This window comes from Streptomyces sp. NPDC003300 (assembly GCF_040610915.1).
GTDB lineage: Bacteria > Actinomycetota > Actinomycetes > Streptomycetales > Streptomycetaceae > Actinacidiphila.
This window is the reverse complement of record NZ_JBEXNE010000017.1, coordinates 177468-192478: the sequence shown is the minus strand read 5'-3', so window position 1 is coordinate 192478 and position 15011 is coordinate 177468. Positions and strand designations below refer to the sequence as shown.

Here is a 15011-nt window from a genome sequence, read left to right as displayed (position 1 = left end):
CGGACCGCGCGGCGCCGCCCGGTCGGACCGCGCGCGGGGGAGGGGCGGCGGCTCCCGCGAATCCGCACGAAGGCGTGCCGTTCGCGGGCGGCCGGTACGCACGGGCGGCGCCGCCCCTCCGGGGGCGGAAAGGCCAGCTGACGTCGCGTGTCGGCATCGCTCGACAACGGTCCCTCGCTCGCCGCTCACCCCCTTTTCCATCCGTGTCGGAGATTCGGACATCGCGGCAGGTCTTGACAGAAGCCGGTAGGGATTACAGCCTATGGCAACGTTGTCATCCGAGTTGAGAGCCGGGCCGATCGTTCCGTCGGCTCACGTGGGATTGGACTTTTTGGACATGTCGGATCAGCCGCACCTTTCCCGGCGAAGGATCGTCGCCACCGGCTCCACCCTCCTGGCGGGCTTCGGCCTGGGCACCGCCTTTCCCACGGCTGCCTCCGCTACCACCCCGGCCCCCGCCGCCGGGCCCGCGGCGCCGTCGGGGACCGCCGCCGCGCGGGCCGAACTCGCCGCCTACCGCCCGATCACCGTGTCGTCCACGGACTACGCCCCCACGCCCGGCGAATTCGCGGTCGACGGGATCGGCACCGTCGGCGTACGCGGCACCGGCTGGCGGGCCGCGGCGGGCGACCCGCAGTGGATCTGTGTCGACCTCCAGGCGGACTGCGAGGTCGACTCCGTGAAACTGACCTTCGAGGCCACGGTCAACGACCCGGTCTTCACCCCCTCCGACAGCGGCAATCCGCGCGACAGCACCACAGGGCAGGAGATCCTGTCGAGCTGCGCGGTGGACTTCGTCATCGAGACCTCGCGCGACCAGCACGCCTGGACCACCGTGTACCGGACCACCTCGGGCACCGGCGGCGTCGTGGACATCGCGCTGGACCGCAGGGTCACCGCGCGCTGGGTGCGGCTGACCGTGCGCAAGCGCTCCAACGCCAACCCGCTGGGCCTCAACGGCTTCGCGGTGTACGGCACTTCGCGCGCCCACCGCCCCGCCGCCACCGGCTGGACCGACTGGGGCACCCATCACCACCACGCCCCCGCGCTGAAGACCGCCGCCGACGGCACAGTGCCGCTGGAGTCCGGCTGGACGCTGACCATGGACGACTGGGCGGGCGGCGAGGGCGCCGACCTGTCCCGCCCGTCGGTGGACACCAGCCGCTGGCTGCCCGCGACCGTGCCCGGCACGGTCCTGGCCTCACTGGTCGAACAGGGCCATCTGCCCGACCCCGTGTCCGGCCTGAACAACCTGCACATCCCCGAGGCGCTGTCCCGCCACTCGTGGTGGTACCGGCGCGGCTTCGAGCTGCCCCGTAACCTGACGACCGGCTCGGGCCGCCACATCTGGCTGGAGTTCGACGGCGTCAACCACACCGCGGACATCTGGTTGAACGGCAAGCGGGTCGGCGGCCTGACCTACCCCTTCGCCCGCTCCGCCCACGACGTGACGGCGCTGCTCACCGCCCGCGGCGAACAGGCCCTCGCCGTGAAGATCACCCCGATGCCGTTCCCCGGCAGCCCCGGCGACAAGGGGGCGGCCGGACTGGCCTTCGTGGACGCGGGCGCCACCATGATGAACCGCAACTCGCCCACCTACCTGGCCTCTTCCGGCTGGGACTGGATGCCCGCCGTACGCGACCGCGTCTCCGGGATCTGGAACCACGTACGGCTGCGCTCCACCGGCCACGCCGTCATCGGCGACCCCCGCGTCGACACCGTTCTGCCCGACCTGCCCGACACCCGCAGCGCGGAGGTGACGATCGTCGTCCCCGTGCGCAACGCGGACACCACCGAGCGGCGCGTCACCGTCACCGCCGCCTTCGACGACGTCAAGGTGACCCAGACGGTCACCGTGCCCGCGGGCGGCGGCAAGGACGTCACCTTCACCCCGTCCGTGTACGGCAAACTGCGGCTGCGCAACCCCAAGCTGTGGTGGCCCAACGGTTACGGCGAGGCCGCCCTGCACGACCTGACGCTGACCGCGACCGTCGACGGCCGCACCAGCGACCGGCGCACCACCCGGTTCGGCATCCGGCAGTTCGGCTACGAATTCGCCGTGCCGCTGCCCTTCACCGCCGGCGGCGACGCGTACACGCAGTCCGTCGACCTCGGGGCGCGGACCGCGCGGTACGTACGGGTGCGCTGCCTGACCCGCGCCACCGCCTGGGGCTCGTCGCTGTGGAGCCTGTCGGTGGTCAACAGCGCCGCGCCCGGCACCGACCTCGCGCTGCGCAAGACGGCCACCGCCTCGTCGGTCGACGAGGACGACCACCAGCCGGGCAATGTCACCGACGGCGACCAGGGCACCCGCTGGTCCTCGTCCTTCGAGGACGACCAGTGGGTCCAGGTCGACCTCGGCGCCCAAGTCGCCTTCGACCGCGTCGACCTGACGTGGGAACAGGCGTACGCGCGCACGTACGTCGTCCAGGTCTCGGCCGACGGCTCGGCCTGGACCGACGCGAAGTCCGTCGACAACTCCGCGGTCCCGCTGCCCTTCAACGGCGGCGACGCCAGCCTCCAGACCGAGGACTTCAGCGCGGTGACCGCCCGCTACGTCCGCATCAACGGCGGTGCCCGCGCGACCAGTTGGGGCAACTCGCTGTGGACGCTCTCCGTGGTCGACAGCACCAGGCCCGGCACCGACCTCGCACTCCACAAGACCGCGAGCGCCTCCTCCGAGGACTCCGGCAGCCCGGCGTCCCACGCCACCGACGGCGACCCCAACTCCCGCTGGTCGTCGGAGTATCTGGACAACCAGTGGATCCAGGTCGACCTCGGCTCGGCCCAGAGCTTCGACCGCGTCGTCATCGTGTGGGAAGCGGCCTACCCGAAGACGTACACGATCCAGGTGTCCGCCGACGCGAAGACCTGGACGGACGTGAAGTCCGTCGACAACACGCCCGAACCGCTGAAGATCAGCGTCAACGGCGTCCGGGTCTTCTGCCGCGGCGGCAACTGGGGCTGGGACGAACTGCTGCGCCGGATGCCCGCCGCGCGGATGGACGCCGCCGTGCGGATGCACCGCGACATGAACTTCACGATGATCCGCAACTGGGTGGCCAGCAGCAACCGCGAGGAGTTCTTCGCCAGTTGCGACGAGCACGGCCTGCTGGTGTGGAACGACTTCCCCAACGCGTGGGGCATGGACCCGCCGGACCACCAGGCGTACAACGACCTGGCGCGCGACACCGTACGGCGCTACCGCGTCCACCCCAGCGTCGTCGTGTGGTGCGGGGCCAACGAGGGCAATCCGCCCGCCGCGATCGACACCGGCATGCGCGACGCCGTCACCTCCGAGGCGCCCGGCGTGATGTACCAGAACAACTCCGCGGGCGGCATCATCACCGGCGGCGGCCCCTACGGATGGGTGGAGCCCGCCCGTTACTACGCGCCGTCCACGTACGGCAGCGGCAGCTTCGGCTTCCACACCGAGATCGGCATGCCGGTGGTTTCCACGGCCGCCAGCATGCGCAATCTCGTCGGCGACGAGCCGGAGTGGCCGGTCGGCGCGGCCTGGTACTACCACGACTGGAGCACACGCGGGAATCAGGCGCCGCAGAACTACCAGGCCGCCATCGAGGCCCGCCTCGACACCGCCACCGGCCTCGACGACTTCGCGCGCAAGGCGCAGTTCGTCAACTACGAGAACACCCGCGCCATGTTCGAGGCGTGGAACGCCAACCTGTGGAAGGACGCCAGCGGCCTGATGCTGTGGATGTCCCACCCGGCGTGGCACAGCACGGTGTGGCAGACCTACGACTACGACTTCGACGTCAACGGCACCTATTACGGGGCCCGCAAGGCGTGCGAGGCGCTGCACGTCCAGGCCGACCCCGACAAGTGGCAGGTCATCGCCGTCAACCACACCCCGCACACGGTCACCGGCGCCCGGGTGACGGCCAACTACTACGACCTCGACGGCCGCCGGCTCGTCCCGGAACAGCGCAAGTTGGTGAACATCGCGCCGTCGTCGTCGGTCACCGCCTTCACCGCCGACCGGATGGACACCCTGCCGTCCTTCCACCTGCTCCGGCTCCGCCTGGAGGACCCGCTCGGCCGCGTGCTGTCCGAGAACACCTACTGGCGCTACCGCGACACCAAGGACATGCGGGCCCTGAACAAGGCCAAGCAGACCCGCCTGTCCACCGACCTCGGCCGCCTCTCCCACTCCGGCGCCCGCCGCAACCTCACCGCCACCGTCCGCAACCGCGGCTCCGCCGTCGCCGCCATGGTCCGGCTGTCGCTCCTCGACGACCACACCGGCGAGCGTGTCCTGCCCACCCTCTACAGCGACAACTACCTCTGGCTGCTGCCCGGCGAGTCCCGCACCCTCACCCTGACCTTCCCCGCCGCCGCCCTGCCCTCCTCCCGCCCCGCCCTGCGCGCCGAGTCCTACACCACCCCCACCACCCTCACCCGCCCCTGACCCCGGGACGCGAGGCGGGCGGCGGCGGGGGAATCCGCAGGTCAGTCCTACCCCCGCCGTCGGCGGACGGCGGGGGACACGGAGAATGGGGGCATGGATTCGGTGGACATATGTTTTTCGCGTGACGAGCTGATCGACCATCTGCGACGGACCCGCATCGCCGGGGACGTCGCCACCCCGCGGCAGGGGAATCTGCGGCACTACAGCGAGCTGGTGAAGGGGAACCGGCGCTTCTGGCTGGGGCTGGAGCTGGGGGAGCGGTGGACCGAGGAGACGGTGCTGGCGGTGATGGCCGAGCGCGTCGGCGTGGTGGCCGACCCCGGACACCTCCAGGGTCAGGACACCATCGACGCGCGGCTCACCGTGGAAGGACTCGACCGGATGGCGGCCGTCCTGCGGGAGGCGGCCCGGCAGCGGTGGCGGGTGCTGGTCGCCACCGGGCACCCGGGCGGGCTGCTCGATGTGCACCAGGCCATCGCGCGGGCGCTGCGCGCGGCCGGGGCCACCGTCGTCGCCATTCCCAAGGGCCTGTCCACCACCGAGGGCGACGACGACTCCTACGGCGACGTCCGTCAGTTCGGCAGCGTCGCCGTGCTGGAGGACGGTGCCACCCTGTGGCACACCCACGCGCCGCAGCCGATGTCGGCCATTCTCGACGCGCTGACCGCCGCGGGCGAGCCGCTGCCCGACCTGGTGGTGGCCGACCACGGCTGGGCGGGCCGCGCGGGCCAGCGCGGGATCAGGACCGTCGCCTTCGCCGACTGCAACGATCCGGCGCTCTTCCTCGGCGAGGCGGAGGGCACCATCGCGGTGACCGTCCCGCTCGACGACCACGTGGTGGACCCGCAGGCGTACGAGCCGATGACCGCCTATCTGCTGTCGGAGGCCGGGCTCACCGCCTGAGACCCGCGCGAGCCCGTACGACGCGCCGGTACGACCGCGCCCCGTCCCGTACGACCCCGCGGAACGCAGCCGCGTCGCCCCGGCGGGACCCACCGGCCGCCCACGGCCAGTAGGCTTCCCGTGGGTGCCCGAAGCACCGCAGAGACCGCCGCGGACGCCCCGGAACACGGGGCGTCCGCCGTGTGTTACCGCCAAGGAACACGAGGAGGACTGAGATGACCGCTCAGACACAGAAGGCCGTCCTCGCCGGCGGATGCTTCTGGGGCATGCAGGACCTGATCCGACGCCTGCCCGGCGTGACGGACACCCGGGTCGGATACGCGGGCGGCGACGTGCCGAACCCCACGTACCGCAACCACGGCACCCACGCCGAGTCGATCGAGATCACCTACGACCCGGAGCGGACCGACTACCGGGCGCTGCTGGAGTTCTTCTTCCAGATCCACGACCCGAGCACGAAGAACCGCCAGGGCAACGACATGGGCCTCAGCTACCGGTCGGCCATCTTCTACGAGGACGACGAGCAAAAGCGCGTCGCCGAGGACACGATCGCCGACGTCGACGCCTCCGGCCTGTGGCCCGGCAAGGTCGTCACCGAGGTGTCGCCCGCCGGTACCTTCTGGGAGGCCGAGCCCGAGCACCAGGACTACCTGGAGCGCTACCCCGACGGCTACACCTGCCACTACGTACGCCCCGGCTGGCGCCTGCCCGCCCGTACCAAGGACTGACGCCCGGCACGCCCAGCAAACTCAGCAAGCCCGGCAAGCCCGGCACGCCCGGCGCCGCTGGTTACGGCATCCGGCCTTTCCCCGCCGGCGGTCCGACGCCCCATTGATAGCGTCGGACCGTGGCGCATACAGTGCGCGCGGCGACTCGTATCCGGGGAGGCCAGATGTCGGGTTCACCGTCGGGCGGGACGCCGAGGCGCGCCGTGGGGCGAAGGGCTCTGCTGCTCGCGGGGGCCGCCTCCGCGGCGGCGGCCGGCGCCGGATCCCTGGCCTCCGCGGAGCCCGCGCACGCGCGCCCCGGTGGCCCGGGGGCCGAGTGGGTCGGCAGTTGGGCCGGGTCGCCGAACGCCGCGCCGACGGCCGCCGTCGTCCACCTGGAGAACCAGACGGTCCGCCATGTGCTGCGTCTGAGCCTCGGCGGCTCCGCGCTCCGGTTACGGCTGACGAACGAATTCGGTGAGAGCGCCGCGTCCATCGGCGAGGTACGGGTCGCCCGCCGCGCGGGAACGCAGGGCACGGCGATCGTCCCGGCCACCGACCGCCGGGTGACGTTCGGCGGCAGCGGGTCCGTCCTGATCCCGGCCGGGGCCCCGGCCGTCAGCGATCCCGTCGACCTGGCCCTGCCCGGCGGCGCCGACCTGGTCGTGAGCCTCTACCTGCCGGAGCGTACGGCCGCCACCAGCCTGCACGCGTACGCCCTCCAGAAGAACGCCGTGGCCGCGGGCAACGTCACCGGCGCGACGACGGTCACGCCGACCGCCGAGCCGCAGGCGGTGTATCTCGTCTCCGGTGTCAGCGTCCGGGCCGGACGGCAGGCGTCCGCGATCGTCGCGCTCGGGGACTCGATCACCGACGGCGGCAAGAGCACCGTCGGCGCCGATCTGCGCTGGCCTGACCAGCTCGCCGCGCGGCTGCGGTCGGCCCGCCCGGCCGCCGACCGCGCGGTGGTGAACGCGGGCATCTCCGGCAACCGTCTGCTGCACGACCCCAATCCGCCCGCGGGCGACCCGGCCGAGGCGTACGCGCTCAACTTCGGACCGAGCGCCCTGCGCCGCTTCGACCGCGACGTGCTCGCCCAGCCCGCGGCGGGGTACGTCATCACCCTGATCGGCGTGAACGACCTCGGCCACCCGGGCACCGTGGCGCCGCTGTCCGAGACGGTGACGGCCGAGCAACTGATCGCCGGGCACGGGCAGTTGGCGGCGCGCGCGCACGCCGCGGGCCTGATCGCCATCGGCGGCACGATCATGCCCTTCAAGGACGACACCTTCGGCTTCTGGAGCCAGGCCAACGGCGAGAAGCGGAACGCCGTCAACGACTGGATCCGCACCAGCGGTGTGTACGACGCCGTGATCGACTTCGCCCGCGTCACCGCCGACCCGGCCGACCCGGACAAGCTGGCCGCCGCGTACAGCAGCGGCGACGGCCTGCACCCCAACGACGCGGGCCACACCGCGATGGCCGCCGCCGTTCCGCTCGACCTGTTCCGCTGAGCCGTCTCCGTACGGCTCGGCGGCCACGGCGCGCGGCGGCAGGACGTGCGCGCCTCGGCCCTGAGCGACCCGTGCCCGGCCCTCCGGCACGGCCGCCCCGGCACGCCACCGAGCCCTCCTGGACGGGTCGCTGACCGGCCGTCGGACGCGCGGCGGTCGGCGCCGAGCCCCGTACTAATACGTATTATCCCTTGACTTCCGGGAATCCGGAAGCCACGATCCCTCACGGCGCCGAGCGTCTCCCGATCGGCCGCGCCGCTCCCGTGGCCGATGTCCTCCCCCCAACCGTGAGGGTGCTCCATGTCCGTTGACCACTCGTCCCGCGGCCTCACCCGTCGCTCCGCCCTGCTGGCCGGTGCCGCGCTGGCGCCCGCGTGGTTCCTCGGCACCGCCGGCGCCGCGCCCAGCCGCGCCGCCGCGGCGACGGCCTCGGACTTCGCGACGGTCCGCACCCAGTGGGGCACCACGCTGATCGGCAGCTACGACGCCTCCGACCAGGTGATCTCCGCCTACGCGCAGGCGATGGCCGACACGGCGAACGGCCTGTGGTCGACGCTGAACACCGCCAACTCCCGCACCTACCTGTGGGCGGACCTGAACAGCTCCACCGTCTCGGCCGTCCAGCGCGACGTGATCGGACGGCTGCGCCAACTCGCCCTCGCCTACGCCTCGCCGGGCTCGTCGCTGGCGGGCAACGCGACGCTCCTGGCGGACCTCACATCCGCGCTCGACTGGTTCCTCGCCCACAAGTACGGCGTCACCGCGCGGTACGACAACTGGTGGGACTTCGAGATCGGCATACCGCTGGCCCTCAACGACACCTGCGTCGCCCTGTACGACCACCTCTCGGCGAGCCAGATCTCGACCGCGATGGCCGCGATCACCCGCTACGCGCCCGACCCGACCAAGGTCAACGGCGGGACGGCCACCGGCGCCAACCTCAACTGGAACTGCGCCATCGCGACCGTGCGCGGCGCGCTGAGCCAGGACGCGGCCGTCATCGACAGCGCCATGGCGGCGATCGCACACCTCTTCCCGTACAGCACCGGCGGCGACGGCTTCTACCCCGACGGCGGCTTCATCCAGCACGCGGTCTACGCCTACAACGGCTCCTACGGGGTGTCTCTGCTCCAGTACCTGACCTACCTGCTGGTCACCGTGCAGGGCACCCCGTGGGCGGCGACAACGGACCAGGTGCAGCGCGTCTACACCTGGACGCAGGCGAACTACCGGCCGTGGATCTACCGCGGGGCGTTCATGGACATGGTGCGCGGACGGGCGCTCTCCCGCTTCTACGAGACGGACCACCGTATCGGCCGCCTCACCACCGCCACCCTGCTCCAACTCGCCCGCGTCTTCCCGGCCGACCAGGCGCTCACCGTCCGGTCGCAGGCCAAGGGCTGGATCGGCGCGGACACCTACCAGGACTTCTTCGCCTTCGACGCGGCCCCGCTCGAACAGGTGCGGATCTCGTCCATCGCGCTCGGCCGCGCCGTCGTCGCCGACAGCGCCATCCCGGCGGCGGCGGAGTCCACCACCTCCGTCGTGTCGACCTCGATGGCGCGGATCGTGCACCGGCGGCCCACGTTCGCCTTCGGCATCGCGATGGACAGCACGCGGATCAAGCCGTACGAGTCCGCGAACAACGAGAACCTCCAGGGCTGGTACACCGGCGAGGGCGCCACGTACCTGTATCTGCCCACGCAGCCCGGTCACTGGGTGAACGGGTACTGGCCGGCCGCGGACAAGTACCGGCTGCCCGGGGTCACGCTCGACACCAAGACCCTCGCGCCCGGCGCGAACCGCGGCTCGACCAACACCTGGGCGGGCGGCGCGCTGCTGGAGGGGAACGTGGCGGCCGGTATGGGGCTGTCGTTCGCCGTCCAGACCCTCACGGGCCACAAGTCGTGGTTCTGCGTCGACGACGTCGTCATCTGCCTGGGCGCGGGGATCACCAGCGACGACGGCCATACGATCGAGTCGGTCATCGAGAACCGCAACACCGGCCCCAACGGGCAGGCGGACATCCACGTCGATGGCAACGTTGTCCTGTCCACGCCGAGCAACACGCCGACGGTGGTCCAGCCGCGGTCGATCTTCGTGGACAACCTCGGCGGCTATGTCTTCCCGGTCGGCGGCCACGTCACCCTCCTGCGCCAGGACCGCACCGGCAAGTGGACCGACATGGACCACCGCGGCGTCTACGACGACACCGCCGCGTACACCCGCAGGTTCGTCACCATGTGGGTCGACCACGGCGTGAGCCCGACCGCGGGCAGCTACCGCTACATCCAACTGCCCGCCGCCACCTCGGCCCAGACCTCGGCGTTCGCCGCGTCGAACGACGTGACCGTCGCCTCGAACACCGCCGCGGTGCAGGCCGTCAGCCGCTCCGGCTCCGGCGTGGCCATGGCCAACGTCTGGCAGGCCGGAGCGCCCAAGGCCGCCGGAATCCAGGTCGACAGGACCGCCTCGGTCGTCACGCACCGGACGAACGGAACGCTCAGCGTGGCCGTGAGCGACCCGACCCAGCAGCTCACCGGGTCGGTCGTCGTCACCGTCGACGGCGCCGTCTCGGCCGCCACCTCCGTCGACCCCGGGGTGACGGTCCTCGCCACGACGCCTGACCTCCGCCTCTCGGTAGCGGTCACGGGAGCGGCCGGAAGGACCTTCGTCGCACGCTTCACCGTCTGACAGCCGTCGGCCCGGCACCCAGTCGGCCCGGCACCCCGTCGGCCCGTCGGCCCGCGAGATAAGGAAGTCGCACATGCGCATGAGGGCTTTAGCAGTGGTGATCGGCATGCTCGTCGCGAGCTACGGCGTGACGTCGGGCGCGGCGCACGCGGCGTCATCGCTCTACGAGGCGGAGAACGCCACCGTCTTCCACGGGACGGTGGACCGCGACCACCTGGGATACACCGGGACCGGCTTCGTCAACACCGCCAACGAGGTGGGCGCGTACGTCGAGTTCAGCGTGAGCGCACCGGCCGCGGGCGGCTTCGCGCTGGCCCTGCGCCACGCGAACGGGACGGGGGAGGGACGCGCCGGCACCGTCAGCGTCAACGGCGCGGTGATCTCCGCACCGGCCTTCGCCGCGACCGCGGACTGGAACACCTGGGCCGTCACCCGGATACCGGTGACGTTGCGGGCGGGAACCAACGCGATCCGCGTGACCGGCGCCACGGCGGGCGGCCTGCCCAACCTCGACTCGCTGACCGTCTCCGACCCGCGGAGCACGGACTGGGCCGACGCACTGGTCGACTCCACCATGGAGCGCTACACCCCCGCGACCGTCGGCGGCTGGAGCTACCCGGTCGCGCTCTACCTGATGGGGCAGTACCAGGTCGCCCGGCACACGGCGGACCCCGCGCGCCGGGCGGCCCTGATCGCGTACATCAAGGCGTGGGCCGACCGCTTCGTGGACGCCTCGGGGCACATCGGTATCACCTTCAACAGCCTGGACAGCATGATGCCGGGTCAGGTGATGATCGCCCTGTACCGCGAGACCGGTGAGGCCAAGTACGGCCTGGCCGCCAAGCAGATCCACGACCGGCTGCTGCCCGGCGCCGGGTACCCGACCACGAGCGACGGCGGCTTCTGGCACGCCAACAGCGCCGACCGGGCCAACCAGCTCTGGTCCGACGGCACCTTCATGGCCGACCCCTTCATGGCGCAGTACGGCAGGTACATCGGCGACAGCGCGCAGTCCTACGACATCGCGGCCAAGCAGCTCGTGGTCTACGCCAGCCATCTGCAACAGGCGAACGGGCTGCTGAAGCACGCCTACGACGCGTCCAAGGCGGCGACCTGGTCCGACCCGACCAGCGGCCTGTCCTCCGAATACTGGTGCCGCGCCGTCGGCTGGTACGGCGTCGCCGCCACCGAGATCCTCGACCTGATCCCGGCCGACCACCCGCTGCGCGCCCAGTTGACCGCGACCGTACGCGACCTGGTGCGCGGCATCGCCGCCTACCAGGACCCGGCCAGCGGGCGGTGGTTCCAGGTCGTGGACAAGGGGAGCAGCGCGGGGAACTGGACCGAGACGTCGTGCTCGGCGATGTTCACCCTGACCGCCGACGCGGCGATCAAGCGCGGATACGTCCCCGCCGCCGCGTACCAGGCCACGGTGGACGCCGGAAAGCGCGGCGCATTGGACCGGATCTCCCTGCACAGCGACGGTCTGACGTATCTGACCTCGATCTCGGTCGGCACCAATGTCGGGGACTACGCGTATTACACCGCCCGGTCCCGGGCCACGAACGACTTCCACGGGCTGGGCGCCTTCCTCTACTTCTTCGAGCAGGTCAACGGCTGAACCCGGCTCCTGCGAGCAAATCCGCGGCGGGGGAGTGGCGGTGGAGCGCCGTTCCCGGTTCTGGAACGCTACGACCGTCGGCCCGACAGGCCGACGGCACGGCTCTCCTCGACCCGGTGAAGGAACGACGCCATGACCACCGCGCACCCCATCGCGCTGGAGCCCACCGCGATCCATGTGGCCGACCGCGTCCTCGACGACCTGCGCGCCCGTCTCGAACTGACCCGTCCGCCGCTGGACGAGGGGAACGAGGACTGGTCGTACGGCGTCCCGGCCAGCTATCTGCGGGAGTTGGTCGCCTACTGGAAGGACGGCTACGACTGGCGGGCGGCCGAGCGCGCCATCAACGCCTACGAGCACTACCAGGTGGAGGTCGCCGGTGTCCCCGTGCACTTCCTGCGCAAGCCGGGGCGCGGCCCCCGCCCGATCCCGCTGATCCTCACCCACGGCTGGCCGTGGACGTTCTGGCACTGGTCGAAGGTGGTCGACCCGCTCGCCGACCCGGCCGCCTTCGGCGGCGACCCCGCCGACGCCTTCGACGTGATCGTGCCGTCCCTGCCCGGCTTCGGTTTCCCCGGCCCGCTCACCGGCTTCCCCGACGTCAACTTCTGGAAGGTATCCGACCTCTGGCACACCCTGATGACCCGGACCCTGGGATACGAGAAGTACGCCGCCGGGGGCTGCGACATCGGCGGGATCGTCACCAGCCAGCTCGGCCACAAGTACGCCGGTGAGCTGTACGGCATCCACATCGGCTCGGGGCTGCCCCTCGACTTCTTCACCGGCCCCCGCGCCTGGGACTTCGCCCGGAACCGGCCCCTCACCGACGACCAGCCCGCCGACATCCGCGCCCGCATCATCGAACAGGACCGCCGCTCGGCGACCCACCTGGTGGCGCACATGCTCGACGGCGCCACCCTGGCCCACGGGCTGAGCGACTCACCCGCGGGACTGCTCGCCTGGCTGCTCGAACGCTGGAACGCCTGGAGCGACAACGGCGGCGACCTCGAATCCGTCTTCACCAAGGACGACCTGCTCACCCACGCCACGATCTACTGGGTCAACAACTCCATCGCCACGTCGATGCGGTACTACGCCAACGCCAACCGCTACCCCTGGACCCCCGCCCACGACCGCACCCCGGCCGTCGAGGCCCCGGTCGGCCTCACCTTCGTGACGTACGAGAACCCGCCCGGCGTTCACTCCGCCGCCGACCGCGTCCAGGCGTTCAAGACCGGCCCGCAGTCCCGCTGGTTCCACCACGTCAACGTGAACGCCCACGACCACGGCGGCCACTTCATCCCCTGGGAGAACCCCGACGCCTGGGTCACCGACCTCCGCGGCACCTTCCGCACGCGCAGGCCCTGAGCGCAGGAAGGTCGCTCCCTCCCCGGACGGCGGAATCGACACGGCGGTGATAAAAATCGACACGGTGTAGACTTTTTGACGTGGGAGGACGTCGACTCCCCGCGAGACCGTCGAGGAGGAGCACATGGAGACGCGGAACTGGCTCATCACGGGCGTCAGCACGGGTCTCGGGCGCGCTTTCGCCCGGGCCGCGCTGACAGCCGGGCACACCGTCGTCGGCACCGTCCGCTCGGAGAAGGACCTGCGGGCCTTCGAGGAGCTGGAATCCGGGCGCGCGCACGGCCGCGTCCTGGACGTGACCGACGGCGACGCCGTCACGGCCGTGGTCGCCGAGGTCGAGCGGAGCGTCGGCCCGCTGGACGTCGTCGTCGCGAACGCCGGCTACGGCCTGGAGGGCACCTTCGAGGAGACGCCGCTGGCCGAGGTGCGGCGGCAGTTCGAGGTCAACGTGTTCGGAGCCGTGGCCACCTTGCGGGCCGCGCTGCCCCCCATGCGGCGCCGTCGCCGCGGACACCTGATGGCCGTCACCTCCATGGGCGGCCTCATGGCCGTGCCCGGCATGTCCGCCTACTGCGGCAGCAAATTCGCCCTGGAGGGCATCCTCGAAGCGCTGGGCAAGGAGGTCGCACAGTTCGGGATCCATGTGACGGCGATCGAGCCGGGCTCCTTCCGCACCGACTGGGCCGGACGGTCCATGACGCGCGCCGAGCAGTCCGTCGACGACTACGACGAGCTGTTCACCCCCATCCGCGAAGCGCGGCGGAAGGCCAGCGGGAATCAACTGGGCAACCCGGCCAAGGCCGGAGAGGCGGTCGTGCACATCGCGTCGGTCGACCGGCCGCCCGCCCACCTCGTCCTGGGCTCGGACGCGCTGCGCCTGGTAGCCGCCGCGCGCACGGCCGTCGACGAGGACATCCGCGCATGGGAGACGCTGTCGCGTACGACCGACTTCGCCGAGGGCGCTCAGCTCTGATGCCAGGCCACGAATCCGCCCGAGGCCGCCGGACCGCCGAACGCAAGGGCGATGTCCGGGAGCGCGCCATCCTCGACACCTGCGAGGCACTGCTGGCGACCAAGGGCCACGAGGCCATGACGGTCGCCGACATCGCCCAGGGCGCAGGCATCACCCGCGCCGCGCTGTACTTCTATTTCGGCTCGAAGCAGGAAGTGGTCACCGCGCTCGTGGCCAGAACGGTCGAGCACCTGTGGGAGCGGTCCAGGACCACCGCCCAGGCCGACGAACCGCGCCAGGCTGTCGCGGCGGCCATGCGGCGCACGGTCGAGCTGTGGAACGCGCACGGCCTGGTCATGCGCACCGCGATCGACCTGTCTCTGACCGTGCCCGAGATCGGCGAGCTGTGGAACCACACGGCGGACCTCTTCATCACGGCCATCACCGCCGTCCTGGAACGCGCCGGAATCGCACCGGGCACCGCGCCCCACCAGTCCTCCGCCCTGGCCCGCGCCCTGTGCTGGATGATCGAGCGGACCTTCTACCACGCCTCGCGGGAGTCCCCGGAAAAGCTGCGCGAGGCGTCCGCGACCTGCGAACACATCTGGCTGACCACCGCCGGCCTGACCGCGTGAGCCGTCCGCGGCGACCTCCCGACGATCGAACGGCATGTGCGCACCGGACACTTCGACGTCCTGCTCACCCCCAACCGCTGGACCCTGGTCAACCGTTCCGCCGGTCCGCTCATCGACCTGGCGGTGTCGATGAACGCCGGGGTCGTCAACGCCGCCGTGTCCGGCGGCCAGATCCTGCCGACCGGCAT

The 15011-nt window shown here is 71.4% G+C and carries 9 protein-coding genes; all 9 read left to right on the top strand.

The genetic code is table 11. The annotated features are described in order from the left end of the window. The first annotated feature begins 337 nt into the window (after positions 1 to 337). The 9 genes from ABZX65_RS24300 to ABZX65_RS24260 all read left to right on the top strand — a co-directional run bounded on the left by ABZX65_RS24300 (position 338) and on the right by ABZX65_RS24260 (position 14823). Entirely contained in the window at positions 338 to 4429 is a 4092-nt protein-coding gene (locus tag ABZX65_RS24300) for a discoidin domain-containing protein (RefSeq protein ID WP_355343674.1), read from the top strand. Positions 4430 to 4522: 93 nt separating this feature from the next. Then, positions 4523 to 5332, top strand: coding sequence for a phosphatase (locus tag ABZX65_RS24295; protein WP_355343671.1), 810 nt, complete (start codon positions 4523 to 4525; stop codon positions 5330 to 5332). 215 nt (positions 5333 to 5547) lie between these two features. Then, a complete protein-coding gene (gene msrA, locus ABZX65_RS24290; protein ID WP_355343668.1) occupies positions 5548 to 6060 on the top strand; it encodes a peptide-methionine (S)-S-oxide reductase MsrA in 513 nt (170 codons plus the stop codon). Between the two features lie 203 nt (positions 6061 to 6263). Then, positions 6264 to 7553 (top strand): SGNH/GDSL hydrolase family protein, encoded by a 1290-nt coding sequence (locus ABZX65_RS24285; RefSeq protein WP_355343665.1) that lies wholly within the window; start codon positions 6264 to 6266, stop codon positions 7551 to 7553. Positions 7554 to 7853: 300 nt separating this feature from the next. Next, positions 7854 to 10247 carry a polysaccharide lyase 8 family protein gene (locus tag ABZX65_RS24280; protein ID WP_355343662.1) on the top strand — a complete coding sequence of 798 codons (2394 nt, stop codon included), beginning with the start codon at positions 7854 to 7856 and terminating at the stop codon, positions 10245 to 10247. Between the two features lie 79 nt (positions 10248 to 10326). Then, entirely contained in the window at positions 10327 to 11868 is a 1542-nt protein-coding gene (locus tag ABZX65_RS24275) for a glycoside hydrolase family 88 protein (protein ID WP_355343659.1), read from the top strand. Between the two features lie 132 nt (positions 11869 to 12000). Continuing rightward, complete coding sequence (locus ABZX65_RS24270) at positions 12001 to 13236, top strand: epoxide hydrolase (RefSeq protein WP_355343656.1); 1236 nt, start codon at positions 12001 to 12003, stop codon at positions 13234 to 13236. Positions 13237 to 13360: 124 nt separating this feature from the next. Then, positions 13361 to 14209, top strand: a complete 849-nt coding sequence (locus tag ABZX65_RS24265; protein WP_355343653.1) for an oxidoreductase — start codon at positions 13361 to 13363, stop codon at positions 14207 to 14209. Then, the gene (locus ABZX65_RS24260) at positions 14209 to 14823 is read left to right on the top strand and encodes a TetR/AcrR family transcriptional regulator (protein WP_355343650.1); all 615 of its coding nucleotides are present in this window, start codon (positions 14209 to 14211) and stop codon (positions 14821 to 14823) included. Before ABZX65_RS24265 ends, ABZX65_RS24260 begins: the two co-directional genes overlap by 1 nt. Positions 14824 to 15011: the final 188 nt, after the last annotated feature.

Bases quoted from the DNA above. Each gene is read 5' to 3' on its own strand.
- ABZX65_RS24295 (WP_355343671.1), top strand. From the start codon at position 4,523: ATGGATTCGGTGGACATATGTTTTTCGCGTGACGAGCTGATCGACCAT.
- ABZX65_RS24270 (WP_355343656.1), top strand. From the start codon at position 12,001: ATGACCACCGCGCACCCCATCGCGCTGGAGCCCACCGCGATCCATGTG.
- ABZX65_RS24280 (WP_355343662.1), top strand. From the start codon at position 7,854: ATGTCCGTTGACCACTCGTCCCGCGGCCTCACCCGTCGCTCCGCCCTG.
- ABZX65_RS24300 (WP_355343674.1), top strand. From the start codon at position 338: ATGTCGGATCAGCCGCACCTTTCCCGGCGAAGGATCGTCGCCACCGGC.
- msrA (WP_355343668.1), top strand. From the start codon at position 5,548: ATGACCGCTCAGACACAGAAGGCCGTCCTCGCCGGCGGATGCTTCTGG.
- ABZX65_RS24275 (WP_355343659.1), top strand. From the start codon at position 10,327: ATGAGGGCTTTAGCAGTGGTGATCGGCATGCTCGTCGCGAGCTACGGC.
- ABZX65_RS24260 (WP_355343650.1), top strand. From the start codon at position 14,209: ATGCCAGGCCACGAATCCGCCCGAGGCCGCCGGACCGCCGAACGCAAG.
- ABZX65_RS24265 (WP_355343653.1), top strand. From the start codon at position 13,361: ATGGAGACGCGGAACTGGCTCATCACGGGCGTCAGCACGGGTCTCGGG.